The sequence below is a fragment of the Pseudomonas inefficax genome, assembly GCF_900277125.1.
GTDB classification, from domain to species: Bacteria; Pseudomonadota; Gammaproteobacteria; order Pseudomonadales; family Pseudomonadaceae; genus Aquipseudomonas; species Aquipseudomonas inefficax.
This window is the reverse complement of record NZ_OPYN01000052.1, coordinates 1-13,809: the sequence shown is the minus strand read 5'-3', so window position 1 is coordinate 13,809 and position 13,809 is coordinate 1. Positions and strand designations below refer to the sequence as shown.

The following is a 13,809-nucleotide window of genomic DNA, read 5'->3' as shown; positions in this document are numbered from 1 at the left end:
TGAACCCGCTCCCACAGGCATTGTACAAAACCTGTGGGAGCGGGTTTACCCGCGAAGAGGCCGGCAAAGGCAACCTGACAATCAGGCCTTTTCGCACATGTCGGCCAACACCCTCACCCACTCCGGGTGATCATTCAGGCAAGGCACCAGCACCAGCTCCTGCCCGCCGGCCTCGACAAACTGCTCGCTGCCGCGCATGCCGATCTCTTCCAGCGTCTCGATGCAATCGGCAACGAACGCAGGGCACATCACCAGCAACCGCTTCACTCCGGCCTTGGCCAGTTCGTCCAGCCGGGTTTCGGTGTAGGGTTCGATCCACTTGTCGCGCCCGAGCCGTGACTGGAACGATACCGACCACTTGCCGTCCGGTATGCCCAGCTTCTGCGCAAAAGCCTTGGCCGTGGCCAGACACTGCCCGCGATAACACACCGCACGCACCTCGGCACTGGCACCTTCGCAACAATCCGCCGCGCGCAGGTCATGCTTGCCGGTCGGGTAGAGCTTCTTCAGGTGCCGCTCCGGCAAACCATGAAAGCTCAGCAACAGGTGGTCGTAGTCCTGTTCCAGGTAAGGCCTGGCGCTGGCCGCCAGTGCCTCGATGTAATCCGGGTGTTCGTAGAATGGTTGCAGCACGCGCATCTGCAACGGCAGCTCGCGTTCGCTGATCGTCTGCCTGGCCAGCTCCACCACCGTGGTCACCGTGCTGTCGGCGAACTGTGGATACAGCGGTGCCAAGGTCACCTTGCGTACACCCTGGGCCGCCAGCCGCTCGAGCACTTCGGGCAAGGCCGGCTGGCCATAGCGCATGGCAATCTCCACCGGGCCATGGGGCCAGTGCTCGACCATCGCCGCCTGCAGGCGACGGGTCAGCACTACCAACGGCGAGCCCTCTTCCCACCAGATAGAGCCATAGGCATGCGCCGACTGCTCCGGGCGCTTGATCAGGATCAGCGACACCAGCAGCCGCCTAAGCGGCCACGGCAGGTCGACCACATAGGGATCCATCAGAAACTGGTTGAGGTAGCGGCGCACATCGGCCACCGATGTGGAGGCCGGGGAACCCAGGTTGACCAGCAGCAGGGCGTGATCGGTCATGCAGCGTCCTATGTCAGAGGCGGCTGGACAGGTTGTCCAGGGCCGATTGCAGATCGTTGAAGCGGAAGGTGAAGCCTGCCGCCAGCAAGCGCACCGGGCGGGCGCGCTGGCCGCCGAGCAGCAGGGTCGACAGTTCGCCCAGTGTGGCCTTGAGCAGCAATGCGGGCACCGGCAGCAGCGCCGGCCGGTGCAGGGCACGGCCCAGGCGCCTGGTGAACTCGCTGTTGCGCACCGGCTCCGGGGCGCAGGCATTATAGGGACCGCTGGCATCCTTGTGCTGCAAGAGAAAATCAATCAGGGCGATCTGGTCGTCTATATGGACCCACGGCATCCACTGTCGCCCATCACCCAGACGCCCGCCCAGCCCCAGTTTGAACGGCATGCGCAGGCGCGACAAAAAGCCGCCATCACTTGCCAGCACCAAACCGGTTCGCACCAACGCCACGCGAATGCCCTGGGCCTGTGAACGCATGGCCGTCTCCTCCCAGGCGATGCACAGCTGGCTGGCGAAATCTTCGCGCACCGGCGGTGAAGCCTCGGACAGCTCGCGTTCGCCACCGTCTCCGTACCAGCCCACCGCAGAGCCGGAAATCAGCACTTCCGGGCGCTGCTCACGGCTGCCCAGCCAGGCCAGCAACTGCTCGGTGAGGGTGACGCGGCTGGCCCACAGCAGGTTGCGCCGGGCCGCCGTCCAAGGCCGGTCGGCAATCGGCGCGCCGGCCAGGTTGATCACTGCATCCAGCTGATCATCGGGCTCCAGTTGCTCCAGGCGAGCGATGCCACGCACGCCGGCCCCACAAATTTTCGGCACTTGCTCAGGTCGCCGGCTCCATACCGTCAGGCGATGACCCTGGCCGAGCCAGTACTGACACAGGTGCTTGCCAATCAACCCGGTGCCGCCTGTCAGCAATATATGCATGGCTGTGTCCTCGCAGAATGCGGCGGTGGTCTATTTTTAACAACAAGGCACTTTTTTGACCCGACGCTCTCGGATAAACATAGGCCAAGCTGCCTGCCAACACGGAATAACCTTATACAAAATTTTAGCATTGTACAGGTTTGCCTGACAGCGTAGTCTGCTTACAGCAAGGTTTGAAGAGGCCATCATGACAGTACCTATCGCCATCATCGGGGCCGGTATCGCCGGTCTGTCAGCCGCCCAGGCCTTGCAGAAGGCCGGGCAATCCGTGCATTTGTTCGACAAAGGCCACGGCAGTGGCGGGCGCATGGCCAGCAAGCGCAGCGAAGCTGGCGCGCTGGACCTCGGCGCCCAGTATTTCACTGCCCGTGACCGGCGCTTCGTCGAGCAGGTACAGCAGTGGGTTGCCGCTGGTTGGGCCGAGCAATGGAAGCCACAGCTGTACAACTACCGCGATGGTGAACTCAGCCCGTCCCCCGACGAACAGACGCGCTGGGTGGGCGTGCCGCGCATGAGTGCAATCACCCGCGGCCTGCTCAAGGACGTGACGGTCAACTTCGGTTGCCGCATCGCCGAAGTGTTCCGCGGCAAGCAGTACTGGCACCTGCAGGACACCGAAGGCTGCAGCCACGGCCCCTACAGCCGCGTGGTAATCGCCGTGCCGGCACCGCAGGCCACGCCGCTGCTGGCGTCTACCCCGAAACTCGCTGCCGTGGCCGCTGGTGTGCAGATGGAGCCCACATGGGCAGTCGCCCTGGCCTTCCAGGCCCCGCTGGACACCCCGATGCAAGGCTGCTTCGTGCAGGACAACCCGCTCGACTGGCTGGCGCGCAACCGCAGCAAGCCGGGGCGTGACGAGCAGCTGGATACCTGGGTACTGCACGCCACCTCGGACTGGAGCCGTCAACACATCGACCTGCCCAAGGAAGAAGTGATCGAACAGCTGTGGGGCGAGTTTGCCGAGCTGGTCGGCTGCGTGGTGCCAGCCCCTACTTTCGCCTTGGCTCACCGCTGGCTGTATGCCCGCCCGAGCAGCAACCATGAATGGGGTGCGCTGGCCGATGCAGACCAAGGCTTGTACGCCTGCGGCGACTGGTGCTTGTCCGGCCGTGTCGAAGGCGCCTGGCTCAGTGGCCAGGAAGCAGCGCGTCGGCTGCTCGAACACCTCGAATGATGTAGGGCTATACAAAAAAACTGGTTTGCATAACTTCTGGGTTGTGCTGCAATAAACCTGTACAACTTTGTAGTCGCGTACAAGTTTTATTGGAGACAGCCCATGCACGACTCATCCGCCCACAGCAAGCCGCGTATCGCCATCAGTGCCTGCCTGACCGGGCATAGCGTGCGCTATAACGGTGGCCACAAGGCCTCCGACTTGTGCCGTATGCAGCTCGAGGAACATTTCGACTGGTTGCCGGTATGCCCGGAGGTGGCCATCGGCCTGGGTGTACCGCGCGACCCAATCCGCCTGGTCGGCAACCCCAGCCGGCCCGAAGTGGTAGGCACCCGCAACCCCGGCATGGACCTGACCGGCCCACTGCGCAGCTATGGCGAGCAAATGGCGGCCGAGCTCGACGATATCTGCGGCTACATCTTCATGCAGAAATCGCCTTCCTGTGGCCTGGAGCGGGTCAAGGTGTACCAGGACAATGGCCACCCGGCCTTCCACGGTGGGCGGGGTGTGTATGCCCAGGCGTTCTGCGCACGGCGCCCGGACCTGCCGGCTGAGGAAGAAGGCCGCCTGCACGACCCTGTGCTGCGCGAGAACTTCATCAGCCGCGTGTATGCCTACGCCGACTGGCAGCGCCTGCTGGCCGAAGGCCTGAGCCGTGGCGCCCTGGTACGGTTCCACTCGCGCTACAAGTACCTGCTGATGGCCAACAACCCGCAGGCCTACCGCAGCCTGGGGCGCCTGCTTGGCAGCATGAGCAAGGACGACGACCCGCAAAGTATCGGCCCGCGCTATTTCAGCCAACTGATGCAGGCTCTGCGCCGCTGTGCCAGCCGTGGCACTCATTGCAACGTGCTGCAGCACCTGAGCGGTTACTTCAAGGACACTCTCACACCGCAGGACAAAGCCGAGCTGCAAACCATCATCGGCCAATACCAGCAAGGCGTGGTACCGCTGGTAGTGCCGCTGACCTTGCTCAAGCACCATTTGCGTAAGCACCCCGACCCGTATCTGCAGCAGCAGGCCTACCTGCAGCCGCATCCCGAGAGCCTGGGCCTGCGCAATGCCGTCTGAAATCCTGCTGCCCATCGGCGAGCTGGCTCGCCGCACGGGCGTCAATCCCGTCACCCTGCGCGCTTGGGAGCGCCGCTACGGCCTGCTCAAGCCCCAGCGTACCGCCAAGGGCCATCGCCTGTATCCGCTGGAGCAAGTCGAACGCGTCGAAGCGATCCTCGCCTGGCTGCAGCGCGGTGCCTCCGTCAGCCAGGTACGCGAGCTGCTCGACAAACCGGCCAGCACACCGCCCAAAGGCGACTGGCAAGCCCGGCAGTTCCAACTGATCGAGGCCATCGCCACGCTGTCACAGCGCGCCCTGGACCAGCAGCTCAACCAGGCCATGGCCCTTTACCCGGCCGTCACCCTGTGCGAGCAATTGCTGTTGCCGCTGCTCGACCTACTCGACCTGCGCTGGCGCAACTATTTCAATGCACGGCTGGAGCAGGTGTTTTTCCACAGCTGGCTGCGCAGCAAGCTGGGGGCCCGGGTCTACCACGACAACCAGCTGCTGCAAGGCCCTGCCATCTTGCTGGCCGAAGACAGCGAACACACCTTCAGCCCCGGTTTGTGGTTGTGCGCCTGGCTGTTCACCAGCAACGGCGTGCCGGTCGAAGTGCTGGAGCACACCATTGGCGGCGCGCACCTGCAACGCGCCGTCACCATGCTCAAGCCGCGCGCCGTGCTCCTGCACCTGGGGCCACGAATCGATGACAAGGTGCTGCAACGCCTGCCCGTACCGACCCTGGCCGGCGGGCCGATGCTGGCGCTGCACGAAGCCCGGCTGCGCGCCCTCTGCCTGCCCAACCTCGAACTGTTCGATACCCCACAGGCGGCATTGCGTTTGCTGCAAGCCCATGGCCGCCAGCCTGGAGAGATGACCGCACCATGCACCTGACCTGGCTGCGCAGCGACCTGCGCATCGATGACAACACCGCGCTCGCAGCCGCCAGCGAGCGCGGCCCGACCCTCGCCCTGTGGCTGGTCAGCCCCGGGCAATGGCAGGCTCATGACGACGCCGCCTGCAAAGTCGACTTCTGGCTACGCAACCTGCGTGACCTGCGCCAGTCGCTGGAGCGCCTGAACATCCCCCTGCTGATCCGCAGGATCGACACCTGGGACCAGGCCCCACAGGCCGTGCTCGACGTCTGCCGCCAGCATCAGGTGCAAAGCGTGCACTGGAACGAGGAGTACGGAATCAACGAGCAACGCCGCGACGACGCTACCCGCGCGCTGCTGGAAAAGTCGTCCATCCAGGCCCACAGCCATCTCGACCAGCTGTTGTTCCGCCCGGGCACCATCCTTACCCGCAGCGGCGACTACTTCCAGGTGTTCAGCCAGTTCAAGAAGAACTGCCTGGAGCACCTGCACAGAGGCCTCCCCGCCCTGGCCCACCGGGTAAAACGCCAGGCACCGCTGCAAGTCAGCAGCGACCCGATCCCCCTGCATGTGGACGGCTTTGAAAAACCTGAGCAAGCCCTGCGCGACCACTGGCCGGCCGGCGAAGCCGAAGCGCAGGCGCGGCTGGCCCGTTTTCTCGACGAAACCATCGACGACTACCACCAGCTGCGTGACTTGCCTGCCAAGCCCGGCACCAGCCAGCTCTCCACCTACCTGGCCGCAGGCGTGATCTCGCCGCGCCAGTGCCTGCACGGCGCCCTGGCCAGCAACCGAGGTGAGTTCGACAGCGGCAGCAGCGGCGTGCAAACCTGGATCAACGAGCTGCTCTGGCGCGAATTCTACAAACACATCCTGGCCGGTTATCCACAGGTCTCGCGTCACCGCGCCTTCCGCGCCCAGACCGAAGCCCTGCCCTGGCGCGACGCACCGGCCGACCTCGAAGCCTGGGAACAGGGCCGGACCGGTTTCCCGATCATCGACGCCGCCATGCGCCAACTGCTGGATACCGGGTGGATGCACAACCGCCTGCGCATGATCGTGGCCATGTTCCTCAGCAAGAACCTGCTGATCGACTGGCGCAAGGGCGAGCGACATTTCATGCGCCACCTGATAGACGGCGACCTGGCCGCCAACAACGGCGGCTGGCAGTGGAGCGCATCCACTGGCACCGACGCAGTGCCCTATTTCCGGATCTTCAACCCGGTTACGCAGTCGCAGCGTTTTGACCCGCAGGGGCGTTTCATTCGGCACTGGCTGCCGGAATTGCAAAGGCTGGATGAAAAAGCTATTCATCTTCCCTTAAGATCAGCCGATCTTTTTGCCAGACAATCCTACTACCGTCCAATCGTCGATCTCGACAGCAGTCGCCAGCGCGCACTGGAGGCATTCAAGAACCTCCCGCGCCGGCAGGATCAGAGGGCAGCATCTTGAACAACGCACGCAGTATCTGGGTGACGGGAGCAGGCAATGGACTAGGCCTGGCGTTAGTGGAGGGGCTGCTCCGGCAAGGACACCGGGTAGCTGCAAGCGGCAAGCATGGCGAGGCACTGGATGCCTTGGCTGCACGCTATGGCAGCCACCTGTTGCGCTTGCCCTGGCAGTTGCACGAAGAACATCAGGCGGCCCAGGCCTGCCAGCAGATTTGCCATGCCTGGTGCGCGCTGGACGGCTTGATCATCAATGCCGGTACCAGCGATTACCTGGCGAACGATGTGGCGGACAGCGAGTTGTTCGAGGCGATCGTCACTGACAACCAGTTGGCCGGCGAGCATTGCCTGGCCAAAGCGCTGCCGTTGCTGGCGAAAGGTGACTCACCGCAGGTGATGGCGGTGTTCAACCGTTATTCGGCGTTGCAGTTGCATGCACCGACGCAGGTAACTGCAGGCTGGAACAACATGCCGCAATGGATGCGCGAGCAGCGTCAGGCGCTGAAGGCGCAGGGGGTTGAGCTGACCGTGGTGGGGCCGCAGTCGTTGAAGACGCCTGTGACATCGGCGCAGGCGATACCGGAGGCGTGGACGCCGCAGCAAGCGGCAGAAGAGCTGCTGCGGCGGTGGCCACAGAGGGAACCTGAGCTGGTGCTGGAGGCTTTGGAGCTCAGTAGCTTGTGGCCGTTGCCACACAGGTAAGTGATTCGGTGCCTGTACTGGCCATATCGCCGGCAAGCCACCACCCCGACCGGGCGGCCCTCAAGACTTGCGCAGTACCTGTGGGAGCGGGCAAGCCCGCGAAACAGACGACGCGATGGATGGCACGGGCTTCGCCCGTGTTCGCGGGCAAGCCCGCTCCCACAGGGATCGCGCCAGCTTTTAGAAATTGAGCAAGACAGTTGCTCCCACCTCGACCGTATCGGCTTGAAGTCATGCGCATGATCTGTAGGAGCAGCCTTGTGCTGCGAAGAGGGCATTAGGGCAGCAGATGTTCTTCTGCAGCAATGGCTTCTTCGCAGCACAAGGCTGCTCCTACAAGGTGATGAGGTAGCCTGAGTAATGGAGCAAGACAGTTGCTCCCCCAGGTACCTCATAAATCTCAAGCTATGTGAGCCCCCCCTTGTGGGAGCGGGTTCACCCGCGAAGAGGCCGGCCCAGGAGAGCTCAGAGCGCCATGCGGTAATGCAGGCTGTAGCTCTCCACCCCATCGTTGGGCTGCTTGATGCCCGCGTTGGAATAGTGAATCGCCCGCACGCCAATCTCATGCCCACCAGCAAAGCGCAATCCAAAGCCGATACGGTCTTCGAACTGGAATGACGAGCCCAGCTCGTTGTCTTCCAGCTCGGTACTGGAGAACGCCGCAACGCCGATCCCCGCCTCGATGTAAGGCTTCACCGACTCCCCGGCAAACTCATAAACAAACACTGGCGCAAACGACAGGCTGTGGTTGCTGGCCGTCTCGTCACCATCCCAGTAGCTATAAGCCCCATCCCAATAACCGGTCAGGCGACCCACGCTGGTCTGCCACCAGCTCGCGTCCCAGTTCGATTGCAGCCCCAGCCGGTAGACCATGGTCGAGTCGCCGGTCTGCCCCACCGAAAACGAAACGTCAGCAGCTTGCGCCGACAGCGCTTGCCCCAAGGTAAAGGCAGCAACCGCCGCCAAGCCGAGCAGCTTCTTCATGAGCAACATCCTTCTTTGCTGTTATTGGTGTCCGCCTTAGGTCAGGCAAAGCGGTAGAAAGCGGCACTGGTACGATAGTTCAGGTGCTTTTCACATTTTTTTCACAGCGGAAAGCTTTGCACACTGTCGGACTTATGCCACAGCAAAGGTAGGATTTTTCTTAGCGACTGCGGGTCAGCGCTGGTCCAGAATCGGGTATCGCCTGCCGGCCCATCGGCCAACAGGCCATGCGCCCCCAGCAGTCGCTGCAGTTGACGCGCCACTGCGGCGCCGGTGTCGATGATGGCCACATCGGCTGGCACCATCTCGGCCAGCAACGGGCGCAGGAAGGGGTAATGAGTGCAGCCGAGGATCAGCGTGTCGCAACCCGCCGCCAGCAGCGGCTGCACGTAGCTCGACAGCAACTGACGCAGCGCCGGGCTGAACAGGTCGCCTGTCTCGATCCGCTCGACCAGGCCCGGGCAAGGCTGGGTGATGACCTGTACATCGTTGGCGAAGCGGTCGAGCAAGGCGGCGAACTTGGCGCTTTGCAGGGTACCAGTGGTGGCCAGCACCCCGACCACGCCCGAGCGCGTGGCCGCGGCAGCGGGCTTCACCGCTGGCTCCATGCCCACCAGCGGCCAGAGCGGATACAACTCGCGCAGGTCGGCGACTGCCGCCACCGTGGCGGTGTTACACGCAAGCACCATGGCCTTGGCGCCTTGCTCATGGAAGAACCCGGCAATGCGCCGCAGACGCTCGCGGATGTAATCGGGGGATTTCTCGCCATAGGGCACGTGGCCACAATCGGCCACGTACAGCAGCGTCTCGTTCGGCAGCAGGCGCTGGATCTCGGCGAGCACCGACAAGCCGCCGACCCCGGAATCCATCACGCCGACCGGCGCCGAGCGCTCAGCCATCGCGCTGGCCGCAAACCGCACAGGCCGGGTCGCGCTTGACCCGCAATTCGCGGATACGAGTACCAAGAGCATCGATCAACAGCAGGCGGCCGACCAGCGGCTCGCCGAACCCGGCCAGCAGCTTCATCGCCTCCAGCGCCTGCAGGCTGCCCACCAGGCCCACCAGCGGGCCGATCACGCCGGCTTCGCTGCAGGTCAGTTCGGCTTCGCTGCCATGACCGTACAGGCAGTGGTAGCAAGGACTGTAGTCACGCCGTGGGTCGAATACCGACAACTGCCCTTCCAGGCGGATCGCCGCACCGCTGACCAGCGGCTTGCCAGCCGCGACACAGGCGGCGTTGACCGCCTCGCGAGTACCGAAATTGTCGGAGCAGTCCAGCACCAGGTCGACCGCTGCCACAGCGGCTGCCAGCGAGTCCTCGTCCAGAGCCTGGCGATGGGCAACCAGGCTGATCTCCGGGTTGATCGCCTGCAAGCGCTGCAAGGCCGAATCGACCTTGCTCATGCCGACGCTGGCACTGTCGTGGATCACCTGGCGTTGCAGGTTGGTCAGGTCGACGGTATCGAAGTCGGCCAGGTGCAGCTCACCCACCCCGGCAGCGGCCAGGTACAAGGCAACTGGCGAGCCAAGGCCACCGAGCCCGACGATCAGCGCCTTGCTCTGCTTGAGCCGCAACTGGCCGTCGATGTCTATCTGGGCCAGCAATACCTGCCGGCTGTAACGCAGCAGTTCCTGATCACTCAGCATGGCAGGCGCCCCAGGGTAATGCGTTCATGGCCGCCCAGGTCCGTGCGGCTGGCGACCTCGATGAAGCCTTGTTCAGCCAGCAAAGCGCGCACCGCCGCTGCCTGATCGTAGCCGTGTTCCAGCAGCAACCAACCACCCGACACCAGGTGCTCAGGCGCCTGGGCAGCGATTACGCGCAGGTCGTCCAGGCCATCGGCGCCGGCCACCAGCGCGCTGCTGGGTTCGAAGCGTACATCACCGGCGACCAGGTGCGGGTCTGCGGCGGCGATGTAGGGCGGGTTGCTGACAATCAGGTCAAAACGCTCGCCTGCCAGGTTGTCGAACCAGTGGCTGAGCCGTACCTGTGCGTTCGCCAGGCCCAGGCGCTGGCGATTGCGCTCGGCCAGGGCGGCGGCTTCCTCCACCCGGTCCACTGCGGTTACCTGCCAGGCCGGGCGGTCGCTGGCCAAGGCCAGGGCGATGGCGCCGGTGCCGGTGCCCAGGTCAAGGACCTTGGCCGGCGTGGCGGGTTGCAACTCAAGCGCAGCTTCGACCAGCAGCTCGGTATCCGGCCGCGGGATCAGGGTATGCGGTGCCACCTCCAGGTCGATTTTCCAGAAGCCCTGCAGCCCGAGAATGTAGGCCACCGGCTCGCCGCCACGGCGGCGCTGCAGGTAGCCGGCATAGGTCTCGGCATCTTCGCTGCTGACGATTCGCTCGGGCCAGGTGTGCAGGTAGCTGCGCGACTTGCCGATGGCCGCGGCCAACAGCAGCTCGGCATCCAGCCGCTCGGTGGGCGATTCTGGCAGCTGCGCGTTGCGCAGCAGGCTGGCGATGATGGTCATCAGTCCCCCAGGGCGGCCAGTTGATCGGCCTGGTATTCGGCCAGCAGTGGTTCGATCACCGCCTCCACGCCGCCGGCGAGGATGTCGTCCAGCGAGTACAGGGTCAGGTTGATGCGGTGGTCGGTCACCCGGCCCTGTGGATAATTGTACGTACGGATGCGCTCGGAACGGTCTCCAGAACCGACCAGCAGCTTGCGCTCGGTGGCGATGGCGTTTTGCGCGGCGCTGGTCTGCATGTCGTTGAGCTTGGCCGACAGCCAGGACATGGCGCGGGCACGGTTCTTGTGCTGCGAGCGCTCTTCCTGGCACTCGACCACGATACCGGTGGGCAAGTGGGTGATACGGATCGCCGAGTCGGTCTTGTTGACGTGCTGGCCGCCGGCACCGGATGCGCGGTAGGTGTCCACGCGCAGGTCGGCCGGGTTGATCTCGATGGCCGCCTGTTCGTCCGGCTCGGGCAGTACCGCCACGGTGCATGCGGAGGTGTGAATACGGCCCTGGGATTCGGTCTCGGGCACGCGCTGTACGCGGTGTGCGCCAGACTCGAACTTGAGCTTGCCGTATACGCTCTCACCTTCGACGCGAGCGATGATTTCCTTGTAGCCGCCGTGCTCGCCTTCGTTCTCGGAAAGGATTTCCAGGCGCCAGCCACGCCTTTCGGCGTAACGCGAATACATGCGGAACAGGTCGCCGGAGAAAATCGCCGCCTCGTCGCCACCGGTGCCGGCGCGGATTTCGAGGAACACGTTGCGGCCGTCGTTGGGGTCCTTGGGCAACAGCATGCGTTGCAGCTGCGACTCCAGCGTCAGCAGTTGTTCCTTGGCTTCACGTACTTCTTCCACGGCCATTTCACGCAGGTCCGGGTCACTGTCCTTGAGCAGCGCCTGGGCGCCTTCGAGGTCGTCCTGGACTTTGCGCCACTCATTATAAGCAGAGTAGACCGGCTCGACTTCGGCGTATTCACGGGAATAGGCGCGAAAGCGCGTCTGGTCGGAAATGACCTCGGCATCACCAAGCAATGCGGTGAGTTCTTCGAAGCGGTCCTGGAGGATTTCCAGTTTGTTCAGCAGCGACGCTTTCATTGCGGGGATTTGTCCGTCGAGCCCTCGTTGAGGGCAAAGAGTTCCTGGGCCATGGCCAGCGCATCGAGGCGGCCCTCGGCCGAGAGCCTTTTCAATTGCACGCTGGGCGCGTGCAGGAGTTTGTTGGTCAGCCCCCGGGCCAGTTGGGCAAGCACATCTTCGGGGTTGGCGCCGTTGGCCAGCAGCCGCTGGGCCTTTTGCAGTTCTTCGTCGCGCAGGCGCTCGCTTTGTTGGCGATAGGCCTTGAGCACATCCACCGCGGCCAGCTCGCGCAGGCGCAGCATGAAGTCTTCAGCCCCTACCGACACCAGCTCTTCGGCGGCCTGGGCCGCGCCCTGACGACTCTTGAGGTTTTCCGCCACCACGTCGTGCAGGTCATCGACAGTGTACAGGTAGACGTCGTCCAGTTCGCCGACTTCGGTTTCGATATCGCGGGGTACGGCAATATCGACCATGAAAATCGGCTTGTGCCGGCGCTGCTTCAGCGCGCTTTCGACCGCGCCCTTGCCGAGGATCGGCAGCTGGCTGGCGGTGGAGCTGATAACGATGTCGCTGTTGGCCAGTTCCTGGGGGATATCGGCGAGCAGAACGGCGTGCGCACCGAACTGCTCGGCCAGGATGCTGGCCCGCTCCAGGGTACGGTTGGCCACGACGATGCGGCGCACGCCCTGCTCATGCAGGTGGCGGGCGACCAGGGTGATGGTTTCGCCGGCGCCGATCAGCAGGGCCTGGCTACGACCCAGGTCGCTGAAGATCTGCTTGGCCAGGCTGACCGCGGCAAACGCCACCGACACCGGGTTTTCGCCGATGGCGGTGTCGGTACGCACTTGCTTGGCGGCACTGAAGGTGGCCTGGAACAGGCGCCCGAGCAACGGGCCGACGGTGCCGGCCTCGCGCGCCACCGCGTAGGCGGACTTCATCTGGCCGAGGATCTGCGGCTCGCCGAGCACCAGCGAGTCCAGGCCGGAGGCCACCCGCATCATGTGCTTCACCGCCTCGTGCTCTTCGTGCACGTAGGCGCTGGCGCGCAACTCGTCCAGGCTGAGGCGGTGGTAGTCGGCGAGCCATTGCAGCACGACATCGGCGGACAGGTGGTCCTGCTCGATATAGAGCTCGCTACGGTTGCAGGTCGACAGGATTGCCGCTTCGCGGCTGGATGTCAGCCGGCAGAGCTGCTGCAGGGCGTCTACCAGCTGCTCTGGGGTAAACGCCACGCGCTCGCGTACGTCTACCGAGGCAGTCTTATGGTTGATACCAAGTGCAAGAAAGGCCATGCAAGGTCGCTGGTTGTGACGGGAAGCCGATAATTGTCCTCTTTCGCAGGTTTCAGGACAACCACCGTTCGCTATTGCGCTGATAGCGCTGCGGCTATCGCCGGATTCAGGCCAGCATCAGCGGCAATTTCAGCTCACCCCCCCCGCTCTTGTTCTGGCTCTTGATCTTGATCTTGATCTTGATCTTGATCTTCGCGACTTCAGGAGGCCGAGCAGAGGTCTTGCGGAGGGAGGTGACGGGCATGGATGCCCGTCAAGCGCTGAGGCCCCATGGATGGGGCCTGCAGCGCGTACTCCCGGGAGCAAGACCGGCGCGAGGGAACCCCGGAGCGCAGCGTAGGGGCCGGATGATGGGAGCGCAGCGTTTTTTGGTTACTTTTTGTCGCGTTTGACAAAAAGTGACTCGCCGTAAGGGCGAAAAGGTGAGTATGGATCGCCATCGTAAATGGACTATGCCCGATATCAAAACCAGTACTTTTCCGCTCTTTGCTCTTTGCTCTTTGCTCTTTGCTCTTTGCTCTTTGCTCTTTGCTCTTTGCTCTTTGCTCTTTGCTCTTTGCTCTTTGCTTTCAAGCGTGGGCATCAACAACAAGGTCAACATTCATTTCCGAAGGTGGCGCTTAGTCACCTTTCCGCCCTTACGGCGGGTCACTTTTTGCCAAACGCGACAAAAAGTAACCAAAAAACGCTGGCGGTATGACTCACCCACATGGGTTACAAATCAGTTCACG

Annotated in this window: 15 protein-coding genes; 6 read left to right on the top strand and 9 right to left on the bottom strand. The window is 63.5% G+C overall.

Annotated elements, in window-relative coordinates; all coding sequences use genetic code 11:
- Nucleotides 1–81 precede the first annotated feature (81 nt).
- Complete coding sequence (hemH, locus tag JV551A3_RS05520) at nt 82–1,095, bottom strand: ferrochelatase (protein WP_133970267.1); 1,014 nt, start codon at nt 1,093–1,095, stop codon at nt 82–84.
- Nucleotides 1,096–1,108: 13 nt separating this feature from the next.
- The gene (locus JV551A3_RS05515) at nt 1,109–2,014 is read right to left on the bottom strand and encodes a TIGR01777 family oxidoreductase (protein ID WP_133970266.1); all 906 of its coding nucleotides are present in this window, start codon (nt 2,012–2,014) and stop codon (nt 1,109–1,111) included.
- A 187-nt stretch (nt 2,015–2,201) separates the two neighbouring features.
- Between JV551A3_RS05515 and JV551A3_RS05510 the strand changes: the two genes are divergently transcribed.
- The 5 genes from JV551A3_RS05510 to JV551A3_RS05490 all read left to right on the top strand — a co-directional run bounded on the left by JV551A3_RS05510 (nt 2,202) and on the right by JV551A3_RS05490 (nt 7,267).
- Nucleotides 2,202–3,188, top strand: coding sequence for an NAD(P)/FAD-dependent oxidoreductase (locus JV551A3_RS05510; protein WP_133970265.1), 987 nt, complete (start codon nt 2,202–2,204; stop codon nt 3,186–3,188).
- A gap of 102 nt (nt 3,189–3,290) precedes the next feature.
- Nucleotides 3,291–4,259: a YbgA family protein gene (locus JV551A3_RS05505; RefSeq protein ID WP_133970264.1), complete on the top strand. Its 969-nt coding sequence runs from the start codon at nt 3,291–3,293 to the stop codon at nt 4,257–4,259.
- On the top strand, nt 4,249–5,136 hold the full coding sequence (locus JV551A3_RS05500) for a MerR family transcriptional regulator (RefSeq protein ID WP_133970263.1): 888 nt from the start codon (nt 4,249–4,251) through the stop codon (nt 5,134–5,136). Before JV551A3_RS05505 ends, JV551A3_RS05500 begins: the two co-directional genes overlap by 11 nt.
- Nucleotides 5,127–6,569, top strand: coding sequence for a deoxyribodipyrimidine photo-lyase (phrB, locus tag JV551A3_RS05495; protein WP_133970262.1), 1,443 nt, complete (start codon nt 5,127–5,129; stop codon nt 6,567–6,569). Before JV551A3_RS05500 ends, phrB begins: the two co-directional genes overlap by 10 nt.
- The gene (locus tag JV551A3_RS05490) at nt 6,566–7,267 is read left to right on the top strand and encodes an SDR family oxidoreductase (protein ID WP_133970261.1); all 702 of its coding nucleotides are present in this window, start codon (nt 6,566–6,568) and stop codon (nt 7,265–7,267) included. Before phrB ends, JV551A3_RS05490 begins: the two co-directional genes overlap by 4 nt.
- 465 nt (nt 7,268–7,732) lie before the next feature.
- Here JV551A3_RS05490 and JV551A3_RS05485 read toward each other — a convergent pair whose 3' ends face one another.
- From JV551A3_RS05485 to JV551A3_RS30615, 7 genes are all read right to left on the bottom strand, one after another.
- A complete protein-coding gene (locus tag JV551A3_RS05485) occupies nt 7,733–8,251 on the bottom strand; it encodes an acyloxyacyl hydrolase (RefSeq protein ID WP_112251986.1) in 519 nt (172 codons plus the stop codon).
- Nucleotides 8,252–8,352: 101 nt separating this feature from the next.
- Complete coding sequence (gene murI, locus JV551A3_RS05480; RefSeq protein ID WP_133970260.1) at nt 8,353–9,150, bottom strand: glutamate racemase; 798 nt, start codon at nt 9,148–9,150, stop codon at nt 8,353–8,355.
- Complete coding sequence (locus tag JV551A3_RS05475; protein WP_112251984.1) at nt 9,143–9,898, bottom strand: molybdopterin-synthase adenylyltransferase MoeB; 756 nt, start codon at nt 9,896–9,898, stop codon at nt 9,143–9,145. The genes murI and JV551A3_RS05475 overlap by 8 nt, the downstream gene beginning before the upstream one ends.
- Complete coding sequence (gene prmC / locus JV551A3_RS05470; protein WP_133970259.1) at nt 9,892–10,722, bottom strand: peptide chain release factor N(5)-glutamine methyltransferase; 831 nt, start codon at nt 10,720–10,722, stop codon at nt 9,892–9,894. Before prmC ends, JV551A3_RS05475 begins: the two co-directional genes overlap by 7 nt.
- Nucleotides 10,722–11,804 (bottom strand): peptide chain release factor 1, encoded by a 1,083-nt coding sequence (gene prfA, locus JV551A3_RS05465; protein WP_133970258.1) that lies wholly within the window; start codon nt 11,802–11,804, stop codon nt 10,722–10,724. The genes prmC and prfA overlap by 1 nt, the downstream gene beginning before the upstream one ends.
- Nucleotides 11,801–13,078, bottom strand: a complete 1,278-nt coding sequence (hemA, locus tag JV551A3_RS05460; protein WP_112251983.1) for a glutamyl-tRNA reductase — start codon at nt 13,076–13,078, stop codon at nt 11,801–11,803. The genes prfA and hemA overlap by 4 nt, the downstream gene beginning before the upstream one ends.
- Before the next feature lie 106 nt (nt 13,079–13,184).
- A complete protein-coding gene (locus JV551A3_RS30615; RefSeq protein ID WP_166674216.1) occupies nt 13,185–13,322 on the bottom strand; it encodes a hypothetical protein in 138 nt (45 codons plus the stop codon).
- Between the two features lie 184 nt (nt 13,323–13,506).
- Between JV551A3_RS30615 and JV551A3_RS05455 the strand changes: the two genes are divergently transcribed.
- On the top strand, nt 13,507–13,809 hold a 303-nt coding region (locus JV551A3_RS05455; RefSeq protein ID WP_205125931.1), incomplete at its 3' end, for a hypothetical protein.

Bases quoted from the DNA above. Each gene is read 5' to 3' on its own strand.
- JV551A3_RS05475 (WP_112251984.1), bottom strand. From the start codon at position 9,898: ATGCTGAGTGATCAGGAACTGCTGCGTTACAGCCGGCAGGTATTGCTG.
- JV551A3_RS05500 (WP_133970263.1), top strand. From the start codon at position 4,249: ATGCCGTCTGAAATCCTGCTGCCCATCGGCGAGCTGGCTCGCCGCACG.
- JV551A3_RS05515 (WP_133970266.1), bottom strand. From the start codon at position 2,014: ATGCATATATTGCTGACAGGCGGCACCGGGTTGATTGGCAAGCACCTG.
- hemA (WP_112251983.1), bottom strand. From the start codon at position 13,078: ATGGCCTTTCTTGCACTTGGTATCAACCATAAGACTGCCTCGGTAGAC.
- JV551A3_RS05505 (WP_133970264.1), top strand. From the start codon at position 3,291: ATGCACGACTCATCCGCCCACAGCAAGCCGCGTATCGCCATCAGTGCC.
- hemH (WP_133970267.1), bottom strand. From the start codon at position 1,095: ATGACCGATCACGCCCTGCTGCTGGTCAACCTGGGTTCCCCGGCCTCC.
- prfA (WP_133970258.1), bottom strand. From the start codon at position 11,804: ATGAAAGCGTCGCTGCTGAACAAACTGGAAATCCTCCAGGACCGCTTC.
- JV551A3_RS05510 (WP_133970265.1), top strand. From the start codon at position 2,202: ATGACAGTACCTATCGCCATCATCGGGGCCGGTATCGCCGGTCTGTCA.
- JV551A3_RS05485 (WP_112251986.1), bottom strand. From the start codon at position 8,251: ATGAAGAAGCTGCTCGGCTTGGCGGCGGTTGCTGCCTTTACCTTGGGG.
- prmC (WP_133970259.1), bottom strand. From the start codon at position 10,722: ATGACCATCATCGCCAGCCTGCTGCGCAACGCGCAGCTGCCAGAATCG.
- JV551A3_RS30615 (WP_166674216.1), bottom strand. From the start codon at position 13,322: ATGCCCGTCACCTCCCTCCGCAAGACCTCTGCTCGGCCTCCTGAAGTC.
- phrB (WP_133970262.1), top strand. From the start codon at position 5,127: ATGCACCTGACCTGGCTGCGCAGCGACCTGCGCATCGATGACAACACC.
- murI (WP_133970260.1), bottom strand. From the start codon at position 9,150: ATGGCTGAGCGCTCGGCGCCGGTCGGCGTGATGGATTCCGGGGTCGGC.